The following is a 21,067-nucleotide window of genomic DNA, read 5'->3' as shown; positions in this document are numbered from 1 at the left end:
GCTATTCTCCTATAAATTTATTTAATCCTATAAGTGCACAACCTAATGCATTATCTGTGCTATATTCAGGTTTTGTAAAAAAGCTTGTTACTTTATCTTTATATAGTTTTTGACTTAAGCTTTTTTTTATATATTTGCTTGATGCAACCCCTCCAGCAAATACAACTTCGCTTATATCATACTCTTTACATAAAAATTTAAGCGCTTTATACAAACTTCTCACTATCGAGTCCATTAGTGACTTAGATATATATTTTTCATCAAAATCATTTTTCAGCTTAGTGATTTGATTTTCTATTCCAGATAGATTCATATACCCATCTTTTACAGATGTCTTTATTCCTACATCTATATTTTGATTACATTCTGAAGCATTTTTATCTATATATTTTCCACATGGAAATTCATACCCTAATTGAACACCTAATCTATCTATTAATTGCCCAAAACTTATATCTTTACTTCCACCTATTATTGTAATGTTTGAGTCATCATTATTTTTTTCAACTAATAATATTTCTGTTGTTCCTCCGGACATATGAACAGAAATAAATTTATTACGTTTTAATTTTTTTTCATACAAGCTGGCTTCAATATGATTTTCTTGATGAGTTGTTGAATATAAATTAATATTATTCATACTGCTAAATAATTTTGCAAAATTATATCCTACTGTAAATGCAGGCATATATGAATCTTTTATGGGCCTTGGCTTTTCAGATGCACATATTGCACATATATTATATCCGTTCATTATATTTTTTAATTCTTCACTTATTTCCCCCAAATTATTTACATGTTGAAATACCATTTCGCTTTGTCTTAACCCTTTTGAATCTTTCTTTACTTTTAACATGATTTTTTTATTAAACACTATACTTTTTTCTAAAGATATAGCTGCTATAGAAGTTGTATAGCAGCTAGTATCTATTCCTATTATTATATTTTTATTTTTCTCCAATTTCACTTACAACACTTCCTAATATTCCATTTATAAATTTAGGAGATTTGTCATCACAGTAAAGCTTAGATAATTCTATCGCTTCATTTATAGAAACTTTAGTAGGCATTTCTGCCATGTATAGTATTTCACAAATAGCAAGTCTAAGTATTGCTAAGTCTACTTTAGCCATTCTATTTATAGTCCAGTTTTTAGCATATTTATTTATTAAAGAATCTATGTTTTCTTTATTTCCGTTAAAGCTTTCAACTAGTTCTTTGCTATATTTTAAATCAATAAACTGACTTAAATCTGTTTCTCCTAATTCAACGTCCGCTTCATCTGAAAATTGTAATTTTAATTCCTCGTATCTATTCTTTATGTATTCAAAGTTATCATTTAAGAAGTTTTCTAATTTAACATTTAAATCAGTTAAATCCTCTTTATTCATGTCTATTTGGTATATAAACTTCATCATATACTCTCTCGTCGTTATCATTTTAGCTTTTCTCATTTGCTTATTCCTCCTTTGAATTTAGTATATACATATTTACTCGTAAAAAATTCGCTCCGCTCATGCCGCTCAAATTTCATGTCGTCAACGTCCACTCGGTAAACTCGTGTCCCATTACTCAGACGACTTCGTCCGTTGCTCAAAAACTTTTTTTACGCTCAATACGAAATAATTGATATGTCTATATCTTATAGTTTATCCACATTTTTTTGTTTAATGTAATTTCTTTAAGCGTAAAAAAACCCTCTGATTTTCAGAGGGAAATATTAATTTATCGTAGATGATTACTTTGCTTCTGCCTTATCAACTTTTTCTTTTTTAAAGTTGATTCCTTGAACATGTATATTAACTTGAGAAACTTTTAATCCAGTCATTGTTTCAACTGTATTTTTTACATTTTCCTGTACTTTAAAAGCTATATCAGGTATAGATATTCCATAATCAATTATTATCATAACATCTAGGATAACTTCGTCTTCCTCTATTTGTATCTTAACACCATTATTCTTTAGTAATTTATCTGTGAATGTCGATGTAGTTCCTACTCCTTCTACTTCAATAGCTGCTAATCCTGCTATAGTAGCGATGACATCATTTGATATCTTAACTTGTCCAAAGTTATTATTTTCCATCATATATCACATCCCTATATAAACTATTTTATTATATAATAATACCAAATAGAGCTTTAATTTGCAATAAAAAGTTCGATTTGCTTAATCTAGTATTTATGTCACTCATTTATTTCTCCACATAAAAAAGCCCCAGTATAACTGAGGCATTTATACTTATTTAGAATTACTGCTCATAAGTTTTATATTATCATAGTTAACTTTTGACTCATTTGCAACTAAATCGAATATTTTAGCTGCATCTTTTTGTTGCAATTCTTTGTTTACTACTACATTAACAGTTTCTTCACTTATGTACACTAATGAATCTTCAAATCCTTTTGCACCTAATAAATCTTCTATTTTAATTTCTAATTCTTGATCTTTTACAAGCTGTAATTTCATATTAGAGGCTTGCTTTCTAGTTTCTTCTGATGTAGATGGATTATTTATTATTTCATTTAAATCTTCTGTTAATTCATTTCTTTGTTTTTCTCTATTCATTTTCATATCTACTGCATATGATGCTTTTTTCATGTTTTTATCAGAAGTCATTTTCTTTTCTATCTCTTTGCTAGTTTCTTTAGCTTTTTCATTAACTATAGTGTCTTTACTATCTACAACTTTAACATCTTTTTTCGAATCCTTTTTGTCATCATTTTTTGATAATTGAGCGTCTTCATACATTTCCATTTCTTTAGATGCTTCTAATACAGATTTTTTACTTAAATTATAATTTACTGTCCCAACCACCACTAACATAAGTGTTAATGACATTACGACAAACCCTCTACTTTTAAACATACTTTTGTTAAATTTCATTTATACTCCCCCTAATTAATAATTATATTCTTGTAATATTTATATGTACGAGCTTTTTTATTATGAATATTTTTTTAACTATTTAGAATAAATTTCAACTTGGTGTCCTGAAACCTGAAGTGATGTTTGAACTGCTGAGTATAGACTTTGTTTTACAGTTGGGTCACTAGCCCCACTAGAAACTACTATAACCCCTTTTATTTCTGGCTCTGATGTTTTTATAACTACAGGCTTACTTTCTCCTGAAGTTATCATTGTTTTATTTTCACTTGACGTAGTAACTGTTCTTTCTCCACCTTGAGCATCTTTTTCAGTTGTCTCTTCCTTTGTAGCATTTGAGTTAAATGCTGGTTCTATCTGTTCCCCAGATGAAAAAGTAATCATCACGTCAACTTCTCCCGCTCCCTCGATTTGAGATAATATATTTTTAAGTTGACTTTCTAAATCATTATCTTTTTTTACTTCTACTTGTGCAGACTTTTGATCTTTGTTTTCCTCAAAAGTTTCTTTGTCTTTTTTGTCAACTGGATTTTTTGTAAATATAGCTAGTCCCATAATACACACAAACGACAGCGCGGCTAGAGTGTATATCTTTTTCTTATCGTCTTCCTTTAAGTTTTTAAACATACCTATTCTCAACCCCTATTTATCAATTTCTATATTTTCAACGGATATATCAAGTATGTCTACTAAGCTCTTTTTAACTTCATCTTTTGATTTTGTATCTTTATCATTTGAGCTTTCTTTAAATACTTGTTTATCTTTTTCACCCTCACTAGATTGTATGTCCTTTTTTTCTTCTTTATTACTATTTTTTTCTTTAACCTTAACTTTACTTACATCTGATCCGTCTAATTCAATATCTTCAAGTTCATAACCATATTCATCTAGTTTTAATTCTAATATGCTTTTTAATCCATCTTCATACCCAGACTTTATGCTTTTTCCCCCTGTGTCTTTAGCTAGACTATTCATGCTATCAACATATTGTTGATTATATTTCGTATATGTTTTTAATAATTTGTCCTCTAAACTTGTTCCATCTGAAAAAAAATTAATGACTGGATTTATAGCAATGAATATAAATATAAAGTTTAAAACTAGATTAATATATGACTTTAACTTTGAAGAAGGAAGAATCATATTAACTATGTTAACTATAAAGGCTGCAATTAAAATACTTATTATCCAAGCTTTAATACTCTCTAACATATATTCCTCCTTTTACTGTGCAACAACACTAATAGAAACTACTATTGCTATAGTAACGAAAAACATTATTGTTATAGCTATGATACATGCTAACATTATTGCCATAAGATTTGAAATCTCATTTAAAAAGTTTGAAATGCTATCTTCTCCAACTGGTTCTACTATCATTGCTGAGGTTTTATAAACTAATATTATTGAAATGATTTTTATTATAGGAATTAAGCATATCCCTACTAATATTATTAGCCCCACTCCTCCAAATAAGTTTTTTATAAGTTGAGATGAAGATAATATTATATCAAATGAGTCTGATACAAATCCGCCTACAACAGGTATAAAATTTCCTATCGCAAACTTAGTACTTTTAACTGCAAATCCATCTAAACTCTTAACATACATACCCTGCATAGATACTAAAGCTAAATATATAGTAAATATGGCTCCAATTGTTATCAGATTTATTTGCTTTATAAAAGATGCCAATTTTTTAAGTTTTATACTATTAGATAAATTATTTATAACAAGTATTGCAAACCCTATGGTAATTGACACAAATAGAAAGTTTTTAAAAACTATATTTATAAATGTTACTCCTCCCATAAATATAGGGGTCATAACAGTAGATGTCATAGGAAATCCCATTACCACTAAAAATGTTATTAATATTGGCATTAGTATCTGCATCAAATTGATCATGCTATCAATTGTGGTGTTACATATATTTAAAACATCTTTAAATCCTACTAATGTTAAAGTTACCATTACTATAAATACAATATAGGTTGTTACTTGGCTTATTGCTCCAGATGAAAATGAATTATCTAAACTTTTTAAAATAGATGATAATAGCGCTAAGACAAATATTATTGATGCAACTTTTAAACTTGCTCTCAATTCATCGAATAAGAATAGTTTAAGGCCCTCTTTATCAAATAAATCTAGCATTGTTTTCTTACCAGATATTAAATCTTTCATAAATGTCTTAAGATCTACATCTTCTATAAATTTTTCATCTTTTATTTGGTTTTGAATTTCTTGTAAATTAATTTTATTTAATTGTTCACTTATATATGTATCTACACTTTCTTTTACTTTTTTATCATTTTCTTCTTGTGCAAATGAAACATTTGCAAATGTTAGCCCCATTAGTATACATAAAATTATACTAGTTACAATTTTTTTCATAAGTAATCATTCTCCTATGGAATCAAATTTAAAATCATATCAACAATAGATATTAATATAGGGAATGACATAGTCATAACTATAATTTTTCCTCCGAATTCAAGCTTAGCTGCAATATTTCCTTCCCCACAGTCTTTACATATCTGAATAGCAAACTCCATTAAGTACGCTATTCCTATAAGTTTGATTATTAAAGATATATATATAGTAGGTATGTTAGCCTTATTTGCTAATTCATTTATACTTTCAATTATAAAATTGAATTTATAGGTTACAGAAAGTAAAATCATAATTCCTGTTAATATCCCTATAAACATAGCCATTTCTGGTCTATCTTTTTTTATAATTAAGCATAATATAGTAGATATAAGCGCAAGACCTACCAATTTCATTACATCCAAAAGATCTCCCCCTTAATATAACTGAAACATCGTTCTAACTGCATTAAATAGATCATTTATTTCAGTTATTACCATCGTAAGAACAATTATCACACCTGCAAGAGTTGTTAAGGTAGTCCAATCTTTTCTATCAGTCTTCTCAAGAACCATATTTAAAACAGATATCAATAATCCAATCCCTGCAACTTTAAAAATCAAAGTTATATCCATATTAACCCTCCTATATTAAAAGTATCCCTATAACTAACCCAATTATAGTAGATAGTTTTCTGTATACTATACCTTTTTTCTCTACATCTTCTTTACTTTCTGTTGTGAGTTTTTTTAAATTTTCAATAGATAAATCAATCATCCTCTCTTGAGAATAAACATCTCCTTTTCCAAGAGTAAGTATTAATTTTTTTAATTCATCTACCTCCTTATCTTGAAAGTAACTTTCTTTAATCATAAAATCAGCATTCTTTGATAATATAGTTTCTAATGTTTTGCTATTATCTTCTTTTAGATCTATACTCATATGTTTAAAGAAAGATCCAAGTGAAAATTCTTTATTTTCTCCTATCCTATAAAATATTTCTTCCAATGTGTACAATCCAAATGATAAGTCCATTCTCATTACCTCTAATATCCTTATGAGCTCATTTAACTGTTTATGCCTTTTTGTATAAGCTTTGTATAAATACTCTCCAATCAGATAGCTACATGCTACTAAAATACTTATTAGAGCTATTTTAATTTGCAAAATACCACCTCTTTTCTTCTAAGTCATATATTTTTTCAATTGTCCCTGGTCCATTTTTAGCCGAAAGTATTATTACTTTTTTGAATAATTCTTTATCAAGTAATTTGCTTAATTCCTTTCTTTCCCTTATATCTTCTATGGAATTCCCATGTACTGTCGTTATTAAGCTAACTCCCCCATTTAAAGCTGTGTACAGAGCTTTTATTTCCTTTTCACTACCTATTTCATCCGTTACTATTAAGTTAGGTGACATAGCCCTAAGTAACATCATTATCCCTATATCTTTTGGGCATGTTTCTATTATGTCTGTTCTTATTCCAACGTCCATCTGAGCTATTCCTAAATATGATCCTGAAATCTCATTCCTTTCATCTATAAGAGCTACTTTAATTCCATTAAACCCTTTTTCTTTGTTCCCATTACTTAAATTTCTAACTATATCTCTAAGTAATGTTGTTTTACCACATTGTGGCGGTGAAATTATTAAAGTATTATTTACTTCATTAGAACTCTTAATTATGTGGTTTAATACTTTTTCAGAGCAATTTAATACCTCTCTAGAAATCCTTATATTTAAAGATGATATGTGCTTTATATTTTTAACTTGTCCATCTTCAATTATTACCTTTCCAACTATTCCAACTCTATGCCCACCTTTTAATGTTATAAACCCTTTTTTAATGTCATCTATAAATGAATGAATTGAATATTTGCACATAAGTTGAAATGTCTGTTCTATATCTTCTTTTTTTACAACATACGAATTTGAATTTTTTATATCTAGCTTGTTCATAGAGTTATTATAAAAATAGTCTCTATTATTAGAATTTATTATTAATGGTTTCTCTACTCTAAGTCTTATTTCTTCTATATTTAGATCTTCATATTGTACATTTATTATTTTTTCTCTTAGCTTAGGCGGTAGAGAATTTAAAATTTCATCTGAAAGTTTATTCATAGCCCTTGTCCTCCTTTGTTTATATAATTATATTTTCAAGGTTAAATATTTATGACAAAAAAAACAAAAAGAGTTGCCTATTTTAGGCAACTCTTTTAATAATTATTTATTCATATTTTTTAAATGCTAAAGTTGCATTGTGTCCCCCAAATCCTAAAGAATTTGATAATGCATATCTAACATCTCTTTTCTTACCTTCATTTACAACGTAATCTAAATCTAACTCTTCATCTAAGTTTTCTACATTTATAGTAGGAGGAACATATCCATCACTTATAGCCATAGCACATACGATAGCTTCAACTGCTCCTGCAGCTCCTAATAAATGGCCTGTCATAGACTTTGTAGATGATACGCAAAGTTCATATGCTTGGTCTTTAAAAACACTTTTGATTGCCATTGTTTCAAACTTATCATTATAGTAAGTAGACGTTCCATGAGCGTTTATATAATCAACTTCATCAAGAGGAATATTTCCATCTTTCATTGCCATGCTTATAGATCTAGCTGCGCCTTCTCCATTTTCTGCTGGAGTTGTCATATGATATGCATCTGCTGTTGCTCCATATCCAACTATTTCAGCATAAATTTTAGCACCTCTTTTTATAGCATGATCTAAATCTTCTAGTATTAATATACCTGACCCTTCTCCCATTACAAATCCATCTCTATCTTTATCAAATGGTCTTGAAGCAGTTTTTGGGTCATCATTTCTAGTAGACATTGCCTTCATATTACAGAAACCTGCAAATGAAAGTGGTGTAACACCAGCTTCACTTCCTCCTGCTACCATTATATCTGCATCGCCTCTTTGTATAGCTTTAAATGCGTCTCCTATAGCATGAGACCCCGATGCACAAGCAGTAGATACATTAGTATTTGGTCCTTTTGCTCCTAATGCAATAGATACTTGGCCTGCTGCCATGTTAGAAATCATCATAGGCACGAAAAATGGACTAACTCTTCTATTTCCTTTTTCTAGTAAAATTTTGTGTTGCTCTTCTATTGTAGCAACTCCTCCTATACCAGAACCTATTATAACTCCCATTTTTTCGCTATCTACTTTGTCTAAATCAAGATTTGCATCTTTTACTGCCATTTGCGAAGATGCTATGGCAAAATGAGTAAATCTATCCATTCTTTTTAATTCTTTTTTATTTATATAATCTTCTGGATTAAAATCTTTTACTTCTCCAGCTATTTGTGTTTGAAATGAGGATGCGTCAAAGCTAGTTATTTTATCTATACCACAAACTCCATCTTTTATGTTGGTCCAAAATGTTTCTTTTCCTGTTCCAACTGGAGTAACACAACCTAATCCAGTTATAACAACTCTTCTTTTCATAACATTTCCTCCACTATTTGTTTGCTTCTATATATTTAACTATATCTCCTATGCATACGAACTTTTCTGCTTCTGTGTCTGGTATTTCTATTGAAAATTCATCTTCAAGAGCCATCATTATTTCAACAGCGTCTAATGAATCTGCTTCTAAATCTTTCATTAATGAAGTCTCCATAGTTACTTCTTTATTGTCTATTCCTAATTGATCCTTTATTATTTCTACAACTTTTTCAAACATAATTTAATTCCTCCTAAATTTTATTTAAACTTATATTTTTACTTTTTTATTGCATTACCATTCCACCATCTACATTTATAACCTGGCCTGTTATATAACTTGCCATGTCACTTGCTAAAAACAATACTGCATTAGCTACATCATCAGGCTCTCCAAATCTATTTTGTGGAATGTTTTTTAACATATTAGATTTTAAATCTTCATTTAAAACACTAGTCATATCTGTATCTATAAATCCTGGAGCTATAGCATTTACACTTATGTTTCTTGATGCCAATTCTCTAGCACTTGATTTTGTAAGGCCTATTACACCTGCTTTAGATGCACAGTAGTTTGCTTGCCCTGGATTTCCTATTATTCCAACTACAGATGATATGTTTATTATTTTCCCATATCTTTTTTTCATCATATATTTAGTAGCTGCTTTTGTGCAGTTGAAAACACCTTTTAGGTTTATATCGATAACTTTGTCAAAGTCATCTTCTTTCATTCTCATTAAAAGTCCATCTTTTGTTATACCAGCATTATTTACTAATATATCTACTTTTCCAAACTCTTTAACTACAGATTCTATCATATTGTCAACTTCGCTACTTTTAGATACATCACATTTTACTATCATACTTTTAACACCATATGATTCTATTTCTTCTTTAGTTTTTAAAGCATGTTCTTCATTTGATGTATAGTTTATTACAACATTTGCTTTTTGTGATGCTAGTTTTTTAGCTATAGCTTTACCTATACCTCTAGATCCTCCAGTTACAATTGCTACTTTATCTTGTAAGTTAACCATTATATTTCACCTCTTTTATAAGCCTCAACAAAGTCATTCATAGATTCCATATTATCAATGTTATAAACTTTAGTATCAACTTTATTCTTTTTGGAAATTTTATTTATAAATCCTTTTAGCACTTTTCCTGGTCCGATTTCTATAAATGTATCAAATCCTTCATTTATCAGTTTTTCTATTGAATCTTCCCATAAAACAGATGAGCTCACTTGACTAACTAAAAGATCTTTATAGTTATCTGTATAATAATCTGCATTTACATTTGAAATTACAGATACCTTACATTTTCTTAGTTTAATTTCATCTAATTCTTTTTTTAGCTTTAATCCAGCGGGTTCTAACATAGATGAATGAAAAGGTGCACTTACATTTAACACAACGGCTTTTTTTGCTCCGTTTTCTTTAAATAAACTTATACTATCTTTTACCGTACCTGTCTCCCCTGATATTACAATTTGACCTGGAGAGTTATAGTTTGCAACCTCTATTATTCCATTATCAACTTGTTCTATAACCTCATTTACTTTTTCTCTATCTAACCCTAGTATAGCTGCCATAGTTCCCTTTCCTAAAGGTACACTTTCTTGCATATACTTTCCTCTTTTTTTAACTACTGCTACAGCATCATTAAAATCCATTGCATCTGCTGCTACTAAAGCACTATATTCTCCTAGTGATAGTCCTAAGCATGCATCATATTTCAAATCTATCTTATCTTTTAAACTTTCAAATAGTGCTATACTATGAGTAACTATAGCTGGTTGAGTATTTTCTGTTTTAGCTAGTTCTTCATCACTACCTTCAAACATTATCTTTTTTAAATTTATTCCAACTGATCTTTCTGCTTCATCAATAATCTTTTTAGCTATGTCATCATTATTATATATATCATTTGCCATACCTACATATTGAGCTCCTTGACCAGGAAATACTAATGCAACCTTACCCATACTATACCTCCAATCTTTTATTTATTTTAGATAATATAGATTTTGATTCTTCCATTATATCTTCTATTATTTGTTTGCAAGGCTTCACATCATTTATATAAGATGCTATTTGGCCTGCCATAAATGATCCATTGTCTACATCTCCATTTACAACTGCCATTCTTAATGACCCTACACCTTTTTGATCTATATCTAAAGGATTAGCTCCTTCTTTTTCCATATTTAAAATATCTTTAGCTAATTTATTTTTTAATGTTCTAACCGGATGCCCAGTACTTCTTCCTGTAACTATAGCATCTCTGTCTCTTGATTTTAAAATAAGATTTTTATAGTTTTCATGAGCTATACATTCATCACTACAAATAAATCTTGTTCCTATTTGCACACCACTAGCCCCTAAGCATAGTGCTGCTGCCAATCCTTTACCATCAGCAATTCCTCCTGCCGCAATTACAGGAATATTTACATTATCTACAACTTGAGGAGTTAGAACCATTGTTGTTAGCTCACCTATATGTCCTCCTGCTTCTGTTCCTTCAACTATTACTGCATCTGCACCATGCTTTTCCATTCTTTTTGCTAGTGCAATAGTTGGAACTACGGGTATAATCTTTGTATTTACTTCTTTTAATCGCTCTATATATTTCGCTGGATTTCCAGCTCCTGTAGTTATTACTTCTACTCTTTCTTCTACTATTAAATCCATTATCTCCTCTACAAACGGAGATAATAGCATAACATTAACTCCAAATGGTTTATCTGTTAATTCTCTACACTTTTTTATTTGCTCTTTTATTACTTCTTTTGGTGCATTTCCTGCTGCAATTATTCCTAATCCTCCAGCATTTGATACTCCTGCTGCTAATTCAGCAGTTGCTACCCAAGCCATTCCACCTTGGATTATAGGGTATTTTATATTTAATAATTCACATAAATCCTTCATAATTTCCTCCTTATATACTCCATCTAACTAAAGAAGCTCCCCATGTCAATCCGCCTCCGAATCCTACTAGAACTACATTATCGCCTTTTTTAATTTTTCCTTCTCTATAGGCTTCATCTAGAGCTACTGGAATTGATGCTGCTGACATGTTTCCATATCTATCTAAGTTCACATATACTTTATCCATACTTAAGTTTAATCTTTTTGCTGAAGCTTCTATTATTCTTATATTAGCTTGGTGTGGTATAAGGTAATCTACATCTTGTATACTCAAGTTAGCACTTTCTATACATTTAACAGATGCATCTTGCATTATTCTAACAGCAAATTTAAATACGTCACTTCCTGCCATTTGTATATAATGCAATCTATCTTTAACAGTTTTTTCACTAGCTGGCAACTTAGAACCTCCAGCTGGTACTTTAAGATAATCTTTACCATTTCCATCAGAGCCTAAATTTGTAGATAATACTCCGCCGTCTTCAACTGGTCCCATAACTACTGCTCCAGCTCCATCTCCAAATAATATTGCTGTAGATCTATCTTCATAATCTAATATTGTTGATAAAGCTTCTGCTCCTATTACTAATACATGTTTATATGTTTTAGTTTCTATAAATTGTTTTGCTATTGTTATACCATATATAAATCCTGAACATGCCGCTTCAAGGTCAAAACCTGCTGCTTTAGTTGCATTTATGTTTGCTTGAACTAAGCATGCTGTAGATGGAAATACCATGTCTGGTGTAATTGTAGCTACTATAATTAAATCTATATCTTCTGGAGTCAAGTTTGCATTTTCTATTGCTTTTATAGCTGCTTTAGTTGCAAGATCTGATGTTGCCTCATTTTCATCTACTAATCGTCTTTCATTTATTCCTGTTCTTGTTCTTATCCATTCATCTGATGTATCCATTATCTTTTCAAGGTCGAAATTAGTCATTACCTTTTTAGGAACATAACTTCCAACCCCTAATATACCAGCCTTTGTATTCATAAATTAACCTCCAAGTGGTACTTTTCTATTCTTCTTCGCTATTTTCTTCTATAGTCTTTATAAATTCTTTAATATCTTCGACTACATCTCCCTTTGCAAATTTTATTGCTTGGTTTATAGCATTTTTTATTGCTTTTGCATCAGAACTTCCATGAGCTTTTATAACTCCTCCATTAACACCTAAAAGAGGCGCTCCTCCATATTCTGAGTAATCCATCATAGTTTTTAATTTTCTTAAATCGTCTTTTAACAGCATTGCTCCTAATTTACCTTTTGTACTAGCTAGGAAAGTTTCCTTTAAAAGGCCTAATATTGACATCGCAATACCTTCTGCTGATTTTAATAAAATATTTCCTGTAAATCCATCACACACAACTATATCTGTATATGAGTTTATTAATTCTCTTGCTTCTATATTTCCAATGAAGTTTAAATTTAATTTTTTAAGTTCTTCATATGATTTCTTTGCTAAGTCATTTCCCTTGCCTTCTTCTATTCCTACATTCGCAAGAGCAACTCTAGGGTTTTCGATTCCTAATACTTTGCTTGCATAAATATTACTCATACCTGCAAATTCAACTAAGTTTATTGGCTTACAATCTGCATTAGCTCCTCCATCTGCAATAAGTGTCATTCCACCTTTTACATTTGGTATAGCTGGGCATAAACAAGGTCTATCTATTCCTTTTATTCTACCTACTACAAATAAACCACCTGCTAATAATGCTCCTGTATTTCCTGCTGATACTATTGCATCTGCTTTATTTTCTTTTACCATTCTTAAAGCTACAACCATTGACGAATCTTTTTTAGATCTTATTGCTTTAACTGGTTTATCTTCATTCTCTATAATTTCAGTAGTATGAACTATTTCTAATTTACTTTTGTCAAATTCATGCTTTGCAAATTCATTTTCTAATATTTCTTTATCTCCAGTGATTATTATATCTACACCATATTCTTTTATAGCGTTAACTACACCTTCTACATTAGACTTTGGTGCGTTATCTCCGCCCATTCCATCAATTACAATTTTCATATTATTCTCCTCCTAAACTAACTCTTCAAATATAAATTTTCCTCTAAAAATTTGCTCTTGCGCTTTATTATTAACAACAACTTTTACATAATGTTTTTTATCTATGTTTTTATAAATCTCAGCTTTTGCTATAAGCCTATCTTTTTGTTGTATATGTTTTAGCGTTTTTATATTAGCAAATCTCATTATTACCTTAGGCGCATCTAAAATCGCCATAGCTAATGAATTAGCCATTGAAAATATATATTCATCCTTAAGAGTTCCCGTTTTGGAGTAGATCATATCTTCGGTAATATCCAACATGGATATGCCTAATTGACCTACAGATAAGTCAATTATCTCTCCTGTTATCTCTTTTATACCTAAAGTTTTAACTTTAGATGTTTCAGTTTCAGCTATTTGTTTAACTCTTTCCCTAAGTTCAGGGATATTTAATGCAAGTCTATCAAGTCTTATGGTTTGTATACTTACATCAAAGATGCTTGCTAATTCTTCATCTGTATAAAAAGGATCGTCTTTTAGCATTCCAACAAGTTCTTCTTGTCTTTGTGCTTTGCTCTTCTTTTTCATATTACCTCCAAGTTTTTATAGTTGGAATTAGTACCAACTACTAATAGTAGTATATAATATTAATTATAAATAATCAACTACTTATTTATTTTTTATTTATAATTTTTGCGTACACTTAAATATTATCACAATTTTTTTCATATTTAAGCAAAAAAAAACATGTAGAGTATTCTACATGTTTTTTAGAAGTATTACTTAGAAACAACTTCTTTACCTTTATAATATCCACAATCTGGACATACTCTATGTGGTAACTTTGGCTCATGACATTGTGGGCAACTTACGAATCCAGTTGCTACCATCTTTGAGTTAGCTGCTCTTCTCATTTTTGTATTTGATTTAGATGTTTTACGCTTTGGTACTGCCATTTACGCCACCTCCTTAGTCATTTTTAAACATTTCTTTTAATTTAGCAAAACGGGGATCTATTGTCTCCTCGTCGTTCGCAGTTTCATCACAAGAACAAACTTCTTTATTTAAGTTTGTCCCACAAGTAGGGCATAGGCCTTTACAATCTTCATCACAAAGAACTCTTTGAGGCAGATTAAAATCTAATGTTTGTTCTATTAAATCTATGAAATCAACTTCATCATTTTTATAAGTATAAACATCAAATTCTTCTACTTCATTTTCATCCACTTCTTGTTTAACTAAAAATCCTTGAATAGGATAACTTAATTTTACTTCTACTTCACTTAAACATCTAGCGCAATTGTCAACTATATTAAATTCAACATCGCAATCTAAGAATAAACCTTTATTAGTTTTACTTATTTTTCCGTTTAAATTAAGTGGAGAAGTTAATTTATAAGTATTATCACAATAATTAATACTATCAATTTTTTCGCAAAAATTCAAGTGTAAATTATCAGTTTCTCTTCTTATAATCTTATCTAAACTAATCTTCATTAAGTTCACCTCAATTTATTGCCAAATTTATTATACAAATATAAGCTTTGTTTGTCAAGTATTTTTACTTGATAGTTAATTTATTTCTTGGCAAAAATTAAGGTAGGTTTTAACCTACCTTAATTATATTATATCCAATTGCAATTATTTTACTAATGCAACAGTATCTCTTGCTATCATTAACTCTTCGTTAGTTGGAACTAATAATATCTTAACTTTTGAATCTGCAGTAGATATTACTGTTTCTTTTCCTCTAACTTTGTTAGCTTCTTTATCTAAGTTCATTCCTAAGAATTCCATGTTAGAAGCTATAGATTCTCTTATTTCTATACCATTTTCACCAACACCAGCAGTAAATACTACAGCATCTACACCGTTCATTTCTGCAGCGTAAGCTCCTATATATTTTTGAACTCTTTGAACGTAAGCATCTAATGCAACTTGAGCTTTTTCATCTCCCTTTGCAGCAGCTCCTTCTATATCTCTGAAGTCACTTGATATACCAGTCATTCCGTATACCCCAGATTGTTTGTTCATTAAGTCAGATAATCCTTTAGCGTCTAATCCTTCTTTTTCCATTAAGAATGGTAATATAGCAGCATCTATATCTCCACATCTAGTTCCCATTATTAATCCTTCTAATGGAGTGAATCCCATTGAAGTATCTACACATTTACCACCATCAACAGCAGCTACAGAAGCTCCGTTTCCTAAGTGACAAGTTATTATTTTTAAGTCTTCTACGTTCTTTCCTAACATTTCTGCAGCTCTTTGAGATACATACTTGTGAGAAGTTCCGTGGAATCCGTATCTTCTTACTCCATACTTAGTGTATAATTCATGAGGTAATCCATATAAGTATGACTTCTTAGGCATAGTTTGATGGAATGCAGTATCGAATACTCCAACCATTGGTACTCCTGGAAGTATAGCTTCACAAGCTTCTATTCCCATTATGTTAGCTGGGTTATGAAGTGGTGCTAATTCAACACACTCTTCTAATGCTTTCATAACTTCATCATTTATTTTAACTGAACTAGCAAATTTCTCTCCACCGTGTACAACTCTGTGTCCTACAGCTTCAACTTCGCTTATATCCTTAACTCCACCGAATTTAGGATCAACTACACCTTCTAATACTAATTTTATAGCATCTTGGTGATTTTTCATTGGTTGCTCTACTACAAGCTTACCTTCTACTCCATCTTTTTCTTGCTTTAATATAGAACCTTCGATTCCTATTCTCTCAACTAATCCTATACATAAAACTTCTTCATTTGACATATCTATTAATTGATATTTTAATGAAGAACTACCACAGTTTAATACTAATACTTTCATTAGTATACCTCCTTAAATCTTTAACAATAATATGTAATTATTTTTAATTAACAATTTTAAAAATCGATATCATTACTTGTATACATTAAACAAATTTATCACTATTTACTATACCATTTTTTTTCATAAAAGTACATAGTTTATGATATTTTTTAAGTTATTTATATTTAACTCAAGAATTATTGTTCTCAATTTTGTTTAATATTATAATAGGATATAACTTATTTTTATAAAAAGCAAACAATAAATAATTCTATATATAAACAATAAATCCTTTGTTTTTGTATATATTTAGTATAAAAGGAGGTTTTTATGAATATTTTAGGTCTTATAGTCGAGTACAATCCATTTCATAATGGTCACTTATATCATTTAAAAGAATCTTTAGAAAAAACAAACGCCACCCATAGTATAGCGGTGATGAGCGGCAATTTTTTACAAAGAGGAGAGCCGGCTCTATTTGATAAATATAAAAGAGCTGAAATTGCAGTTTCAAACGGAGTAGATTTAGTTGTAGAGCTTCCTACTCTTTTCGCGTGCCAAAGTGCAGAAATTTTTGCTCACGGAGCGGTAACTCTCCTAAACTCGTTAAATTGTATAGATTCTATATGTTTTGGTAGCGAGGAAGGTGACATAGATTTACTAACTGAGATATCAAAAGTATTAGTTTCTGAACCTGATGATTTTAAATTGCGTTTAAAGAAAAACCTAGATGAAGGAATTTTATTTGCTACAGCGAGAAGCAAAGCTTTGTGTGATTATTTAATTACAAATAATGTTATAGATAATCTAGATAAACAAAATTTAAATACAATATTAAATTCTTCTAATAATATCCTAGGAATGGAATACATAAAAAGTTTATTGAGACATGAAAGCGACATAAAGCCTTTTACAATAACTAGAATACAGGCATCTTATAACTCTGAAGATATTAGTAGTGAAATTTGTTCTGCTACCGCAATTAGAAAATCACTTAAAGATTCAAGAAATATAAATGACATATACTCAGTTGTTCCAAAAAAAACTTTCAATCTAATATCTGATTCTATAAATACAGGATTTAATCCTATGTTTGATGAAGTTTATTTTGATACTATAAGAGAATTAGTTATACGAGATTTTGATATATTAAGCAGCTATTTCGATGTTAATGAAGGTATAGAAAATAAAATATACAAATCAATTTTCACATGTAATAACTTATACGAACTTCAACAAAGCGTTAAATCAAAAAGATACACATTAACTAAAATAAAAAGAATATTGAATAATATATTACTTGGAATATCAAAGAAAGATATGGCGTTAGTAAAAGATATAAATGAAATGCCTTATGTTAGGATTTTAGCCTTTAACGATAAAGGGAGAGAGATAATAAAACAAATAAAATTAAACTCTGATATAAAAATTGTAAATAAATTTTCAGATATAAATTTTGCTGAAAATGAAACTTTCAAAACACTAATCAAATACGATATAAAAGCTACGAACATGTATAATATTCCTTATTATAAAAACAAAAAATCTTCACTTAAAGGTCCTATGGATTATTATATATCACCTAAATACGTAAAGTAACTAATAAAAACCTACCTTTCTTAGGTAGGTTTTTATTAGTTTCAAAGTTAATTTTTTGCTATATGAAGTAATTCAAATGTTTAACTCCTCAAAACAAATGAATTTTATCATAGTTCATAATCACTTTTAATATACTTATTAAAGAGTATATTAAAGTAGGTGATGTTTTGAAAAAAGTAAAGATTATAAAATTTTTAACTCCATCTTTAATAGTTATGTTACTTATACTAGGTATTATTTTATTTCCTAAAGATTCTATTTTAGCAGCTAAAAATGGCTTTTCAATATGGGTAGACACATTGATACCATCCTTGTTGCCATTTATAATAGCTGCCAATTTGATAGTTAGACTTAAATTTGTAGATGTTTTAGGGTTAATAATCAATCCTGTTACAAAAAAACTTTTTAATGTGTCTGGTAAAAGTTCTTTGGTTTTTGCCATATCTACAGTGTCAGGATATCCAGTTGGTGCAAAACTAGCCTCCGAACTTAGACAAAACAATGAAATTTCTAAATTTGAAGCTCAGAGGCTAGTTTCATTTTGCTCGACCTCTGGTCCACTTTTTATAGTCGGCGCAGTTTCCATCGGAATGTTTAACAACCCTTCATTAGGATATTTAATGTTACTTTGCCATTACTTAGGTTCTTTAACTGTTGGAATATTGTTTAAAAATTATGGCAAAGAAAGCATAAGTAACGATAACTTCAATTTTAAATTTGAAGTAAAAAAAATTATGGAATTTAGAAAAAAAGAAAATAAAGGATTTTTTGTTTTATTTGGAGATGCTGTCTTCAGTGGGGTAAATACAATACTTATGGTTGGCGGATTCGTCATAGTATTTTCAGTTGTATTTAAAGTTTTATCTATATTTAAGTTTATAAATTTGATTTCTTACATAATTTACATTCCATTATCTATATTTGGATTTTCTCTTGATTTATGTTCTTCTTTTATAAGTGGTTTATTTGAAATAACAATTGGATGTAATCAAATATCTAGCGTATCTAATATACCTGAAATAATACGAGCTTCATTATGTAGCTTCATAATAGCATTTAGTGGTCTTTCTATATTAGCTCAATGTTGTAGTTTTTTAGCTCAAACAGATATAAATACAGGTACATATATAATTTCTAAATTTTTACACGGAGTATTCGCAGCCGTTTTCACTTTTGCATTTTATCCATTAATAAATTCTAGTAATTTATTTATAAAACTATCTACTACATCTAATGTATTTTATAATAGCTCAATTTGGAGCTTATACATAAATAACTATCATATAATTTTACCTTTACTAGTAATAATTTATTTTATTTCTTCTTTTATGATTTTTAAAAAAATGAAAAATAGCTGACTCAATCGCATTTTGAGTCAGCTATTTTTTATTCACTTAGTTCACTTCTATTTGTTGATATTTCATCCATTATACTTTGAAGATTGTATTGTAATCCCTCTAAAACATCATCTGCATATCTTATAGACCCTATTTTAATTTCTTTAGCCATATATTCTGCTTTCTCCACTATAGACTTAGCTTTTTCTTCGGCTTCAACTACTAAACCATCTGAGTCTATATATGATTTTATTATTTCTTCGGAATTTTTTTTCATATCTTCACTTTCTTTATTTGCTTTTTCAATTATTTGGATAGCTTCTTTTTTTGCTTGTTCTATTAAAATTTCTGCATCTTGGTTTGCATTGTTAAGTATTTTTTGTCTTTCTTTATTTATCCATACAGCTTGTTTAACTTCTTCTGGAAGTATAACTTTTATATCTGATATAATACTTAAAACTTCTTCTTTGTCTATTCCTGATTTATGCGAAAAAGGAATTGAACTTGCATTATTTATAGCACTTTCTAACTCCTCTAATAGTTCCATTATTTCTAAATCTATATTCATGTTATTTCCCCCTATTAGTTTTTCTTTTTAATTCTTCTAAAATCACCTTAGGCACTAAATTCTCTATATTTGCATCAAAATTTAATACTTCTTTTATAAGAGATGAACTTATGTATGAATACTTAGTAGTCGTAGGTAATATTACAGTCTCTATATTTGGATTTAATTCTTTATTCATATGAGCCATTTGAAGTTCATACTCTACATCCGCTCCATTTCTTATACCTCTTACTAGAGTCTGGATACCATTTTTTTCACAATAGTTGACTAAAAGCCCATCAAAACTAACTATTTTTATATTAGAAATATGGTTTGTGCATTCTTTTATTAACTTAACTCTTTCTTCAAATGTAAATAGTCCCTTTTTATTCGGATTATAAAGTACCCCTATTTGTAATTCATCGAATAATTTAGAAGCTCTTTCTATTATGTCTAAGTGCCCATTTGTTATGGGGTCAAAGCTTCCTGCAAATATAGCTTTTCTAACTGTATTTTCCATTATTAATCCTCCATACTATAAAATGTAAGCGTAGTGTTTCCATATTTTTTATTTCTGTTTTTAACTAGGTTCCCCACATTCTCTGGAAATTCTTGTTTTGTATCATGTTCAACAACTATAATACCATCTTCTTTTAGTATGTTTGACTTATCAATTCTCTCTAATGCATCTTGGAACATATCTTTGTAATATGGAGGGTCCATAAATATAACATCAAACTTGTACGAATTATTTTTAACTCTTTCAATTGCCGACTTAAAATCAACATTCATGACTTCACTGTTTTCTTCTACCCTAGCTTTTTTTATATTACTTTTTACTATATCAATACTACTTCTATTTAAATCTACAAATACACATTTGTTAGCACCTCTTGATAAACACTCTATACCTAGAGACCCTGTACCTGCAAATAAATCTAAAATATCTCCATCCATTATGTATGGGTTAATTATATTAAATAAAGATTCTTTAACTCTATCAGTAGTTGGTCTAACATCTTCACTTTTAGGTGTATTTAATTTTAGTCCTCTGGCTTTTCCTGAAATTACTCTCAATATAATTTCTCC

Annotated in this window: 27 protein-coding genes; 2 read left to right on the top strand and 25 right to left on the bottom strand. The window is 29.3% G+C overall.

All coding sequences use genetic code 11. The annotated features are described in order from the left end of the window. Position 1 precedes the first annotated feature (1 nt). The 22 genes from VN21_RS00645 to VN21_RS00540 all read right to left on the bottom strand — a co-directional run bounded on the left by VN21_RS00645 (position 2) and on the right by VN21_RS00540 (position 16,513). Positions 2 to 967: an O-sialoglycoprotein endopeptidase gene (locus VN21_RS00645; protein ID WP_226896652.1), complete on the bottom strand. Its 966-nt coding sequence runs from the start codon at positions 965 to 967 to the stop codon at positions 2 to 4. Further along, complete coding sequence (nusB, locus tag VN21_RS00640) at positions 948 to 1,454, bottom strand: transcription antitermination factor NusB (protein ID WP_046821557.1); 507 nt, start codon at positions 1,452 to 1,454, stop codon at positions 948 to 950. Before nusB ends, VN21_RS00645 begins: the two co-directional genes overlap by 20 nt. 284 nt (positions 1,455 to 1,738) lie before the next feature. Next, a complete protein-coding gene (locus VN21_RS00635; RefSeq protein WP_046821566.1) occupies positions 1,739 to 2,086 on the bottom strand; it encodes an Asp23/Gls24 family envelope stress response protein in 348 nt (115 codons plus the stop codon). Positions 2,087 to 2,242: 156 nt separating this feature from the next. Next, a complete protein-coding gene (locus VN21_RS00630) occupies positions 2,243 to 2,887 on the bottom strand; it encodes a SpoIIIAH-like family protein (RefSeq protein ID WP_046821556.1) in 645 nt (214 codons plus the stop codon). Positions 2,888 to 2,965: 78 nt separating this feature from the next. Further along, positions 2,966 to 3,514, bottom strand: a complete 549-nt coding sequence (locus tag VN21_RS00625) for a stage III sporulation protein AG (RefSeq protein ID WP_021430047.1) — start codon at positions 3,512 to 3,514, stop codon at positions 2,966 to 2,968. Positions 3,515 to 3,529: 15 nt separating this feature from the next. After that, positions 3,530 to 4,099, bottom strand: coding sequence for a stage III sporulation protein AF (locus tag VN21_RS00620; protein ID WP_046821555.1), 570 nt, complete (start codon positions 4,097 to 4,099; stop codon positions 3,530 to 3,532). Between the two features lie 12 nt (positions 4,100 to 4,111). Then, complete coding sequence (gene spoIIIAE, locus VN21_RS00615; RefSeq protein ID WP_021433824.1) at positions 4,112 to 5,284, bottom strand: stage III sporulation protein AE; 1,173 nt, start codon at positions 5,282 to 5,284, stop codon at positions 4,112 to 4,114. A gap of 14 nt (positions 5,285 to 5,298) precedes the next feature. After that, positions 5,299 to 5,676, bottom strand: coding sequence for a stage III sporulation protein AD (gene spoIIIAD / locus VN21_RS00610; RefSeq protein ID WP_226896653.1), 378 nt, complete (start codon positions 5,674 to 5,676; stop codon positions 5,299 to 5,301). 21 nt (positions 5,677 to 5,697) lie between these two features. After that, positions 5,698 to 5,895 carry a stage III sporulation protein AC gene (gene spoIIIAC, locus VN21_RS00605; RefSeq protein ID WP_021122904.1) on the bottom strand — a complete coding sequence of 66 codons (198 nt, stop codon included), beginning with the start codon at positions 5,893 to 5,895 and terminating at the stop codon, positions 5,698 to 5,700. A 10-nt stretch (positions 5,896 to 5,905) separates the two neighbouring features. Then, positions 5,906 to 6,427 carry a stage III sporulation protein AB gene (locus VN21_RS00600; protein ID WP_046821553.1) on the bottom strand — a complete coding sequence of 174 codons (522 nt, stop codon included), beginning with the start codon at positions 6,425 to 6,427 and terminating at the stop codon, positions 5,906 to 5,908. Continuing rightward, positions 6,417 to 7,385, bottom strand: coding sequence for a stage III sporulation protein AA (gene spoIIIAA, locus VN21_RS00595; RefSeq protein WP_046821552.1), 969 nt, complete (start codon positions 7,383 to 7,385; stop codon positions 6,417 to 6,419). Before spoIIIAA ends, VN21_RS00600 begins: the two co-directional genes overlap by 11 nt. Positions 7,386 to 7,491: 106 nt before the next feature. Then, positions 7,492 to 8,730 (bottom strand): beta-ketoacyl-ACP synthase II, encoded by a 1,239-nt coding sequence (gene fabF, locus VN21_RS00590; RefSeq protein ID WP_021433826.1) that lies wholly within the window; start codon positions 8,728 to 8,730, stop codon positions 7,492 to 7,494. 13 nt (positions 8,731 to 8,743) lie between these two features. Beyond that, positions 8,744 to 8,968 (bottom strand): acyl carrier protein, encoded by a 225-nt coding sequence (gene acpP / locus VN21_RS00585; protein ID WP_021429992.1) that lies wholly within the window; start codon positions 8,966 to 8,968, stop codon positions 8,744 to 8,746. Between the two features lie 46 nt (positions 8,969 to 9,014). Next, positions 9,015 to 9,764 (bottom strand): 3-oxoacyl-[acyl-carrier-protein] reductase, encoded by a 750-nt coding sequence (fabG, locus tag VN21_RS00580; RefSeq protein ID WP_021430005.1) that lies wholly within the window; start codon positions 9,762 to 9,764, stop codon positions 9,015 to 9,017. Further along, positions 9,764 to 10,714, bottom strand: coding sequence for an ACP S-malonyltransferase (gene fabD / locus VN21_RS00575; protein ID WP_046821551.1), 951 nt, complete (start codon positions 10,712 to 10,714; stop codon positions 9,764 to 9,766). The genes fabG and fabD overlap by 1 nt, the downstream gene beginning before the upstream one ends. Before the next feature lies 1 nt (position 10,715). Beyond that, a complete protein-coding gene (gene fabK / locus VN21_RS00570) occupies positions 10,716 to 11,657 on the bottom strand; it encodes an enoyl-[acyl-carrier-protein] reductase FabK (RefSeq protein WP_046821550.1) in 942 nt (313 codons plus the stop codon). Between the two features lie 10 nt (positions 11,658 to 11,667). Then, on the bottom strand, positions 11,668 to 12,654 hold the full coding sequence (locus tag VN21_RS00565) for a beta-ketoacyl-ACP synthase III (protein WP_046821549.1): 987 nt from the start codon (positions 12,652 to 12,654) through the stop codon (positions 11,668 to 11,670). A 25-nt stretch (positions 12,655 to 12,679) separates the two neighbouring features. Further along, complete coding sequence (gene plsX / locus VN21_RS00560) at positions 12,680 to 13,693, bottom strand: phosphate acyltransferase PlsX (RefSeq protein WP_046821548.1); 1,014 nt, start codon at positions 13,691 to 13,693, stop codon at positions 12,680 to 12,682. 12 nt (positions 13,694 to 13,705) lie between these two features. Continuing rightward, entirely contained in the window at positions 13,706 to 14,263 is a 558-nt protein-coding gene (gene fapR / locus VN21_RS00555) for a transcription factor FapR (RefSeq protein ID WP_021430034.1), read from the bottom strand. A 191-nt stretch (positions 14,264 to 14,454) separates the two neighbouring features. Next, entirely contained in the window at positions 14,455 to 14,631 is a 177-nt protein-coding gene (gene rpmF, locus VN21_RS00550; protein ID WP_021430121.1) for a 50S ribosomal protein L32, read from the bottom strand. 13 nt (positions 14,632 to 14,644) lie between these two features. Next, entirely contained in the window at positions 14,645 to 15,172 is a 528-nt protein-coding gene (locus VN21_RS00545; protein WP_052951929.1) for a YceD family protein, read from the bottom strand. Positions 15,173 to 15,316: 144 nt separating this feature from the next. Beyond that, the gene (locus tag VN21_RS00540; RefSeq protein ID WP_046821547.1) at positions 15,317 to 16,513 is read right to left on the bottom strand and encodes an acetate/propionate family kinase; all 1,197 of its coding nucleotides are present in this window, start codon (positions 16,511 to 16,513) and stop codon (positions 15,317 to 15,319) included. A 312-nt stretch (positions 16,514 to 16,825) separates the two neighbouring features. Between VN21_RS00540 and VN21_RS00535 the strand changes: the two genes are divergently transcribed. Both VN21_RS00535 and VN21_RS00530 read left to right on the top strand, forming a co-directional pair. Then, positions 16,826 to 18,094, top strand: coding sequence for a nucleotidyltransferase (locus VN21_RS00535; RefSeq protein WP_046821546.1), 1,269 nt, complete (start codon positions 16,826 to 16,828; stop codon positions 18,092 to 18,094). A 167-nt stretch (positions 18,095 to 18,261) separates the two neighbouring features. Continuing rightward, positions 18,262 to 19,452, top strand: coding sequence for a nucleoside recognition domain-containing protein (locus VN21_RS00530; RefSeq protein ID WP_046821545.1), 1,191 nt, complete (start codon positions 18,262 to 18,264; stop codon positions 19,450 to 19,452). 28 nt (positions 19,453 to 19,480) lie between these two features. Here the strand turns inward: VN21_RS00530 and VN21_RS00525 are convergent, their stop codons facing one another. From VN21_RS00525 to rsmD, 3 genes are read right to left on the bottom strand one after another with little or no spacing between them, the layout of a single operon-like run. Continuing rightward, complete coding sequence (locus tag VN21_RS00525; RefSeq protein ID WP_021430105.1) at positions 19,481 to 19,999, bottom strand: hypothetical protein; 519 nt, start codon at positions 19,997 to 19,999, stop codon at positions 19,481 to 19,483. 1 nt (position 20,000) lies between these two features. Continuing rightward, the gene (gene coaD / locus VN21_RS00520; protein ID WP_021433837.1) at positions 20,001 to 20,498 is read right to left on the bottom strand and encodes a pantetheine-phosphate adenylyltransferase; all 498 of its coding nucleotides are present in this window, start codon (positions 20,496 to 20,498) and stop codon (positions 20,001 to 20,003) included. Between the two features lie 2 nt (positions 20,499 to 20,500). Then, the gene (rsmD, locus tag VN21_RS00515) at positions 20,501 to 21,055 is read right to left on the bottom strand and encodes a 16S rRNA (guanine(966)-N(2))-methyltransferase RsmD (RefSeq protein ID WP_021430067.1); all 555 of its coding nucleotides are present in this window, start codon (positions 21,053 to 21,055) and stop codon (positions 20,501 to 20,503) included. Positions 21,056 to 21,067: the final 12 nt, after the last annotated feature.

The organism is Paraclostridium benzoelyticum, assembly GCF_001006285.1.
GTDB classification, from domain to species: Bacteria; Bacillota; Clostridia; order Peptostreptococcales; family Peptostreptococcaceae; genus Paraclostridium; species Paraclostridium benzoelyticum.
The sequence above is the reverse complement of the archived record's forward strand: the minus strand, read 5'-3'. Positions and strand labels throughout refer to the sequence as shown.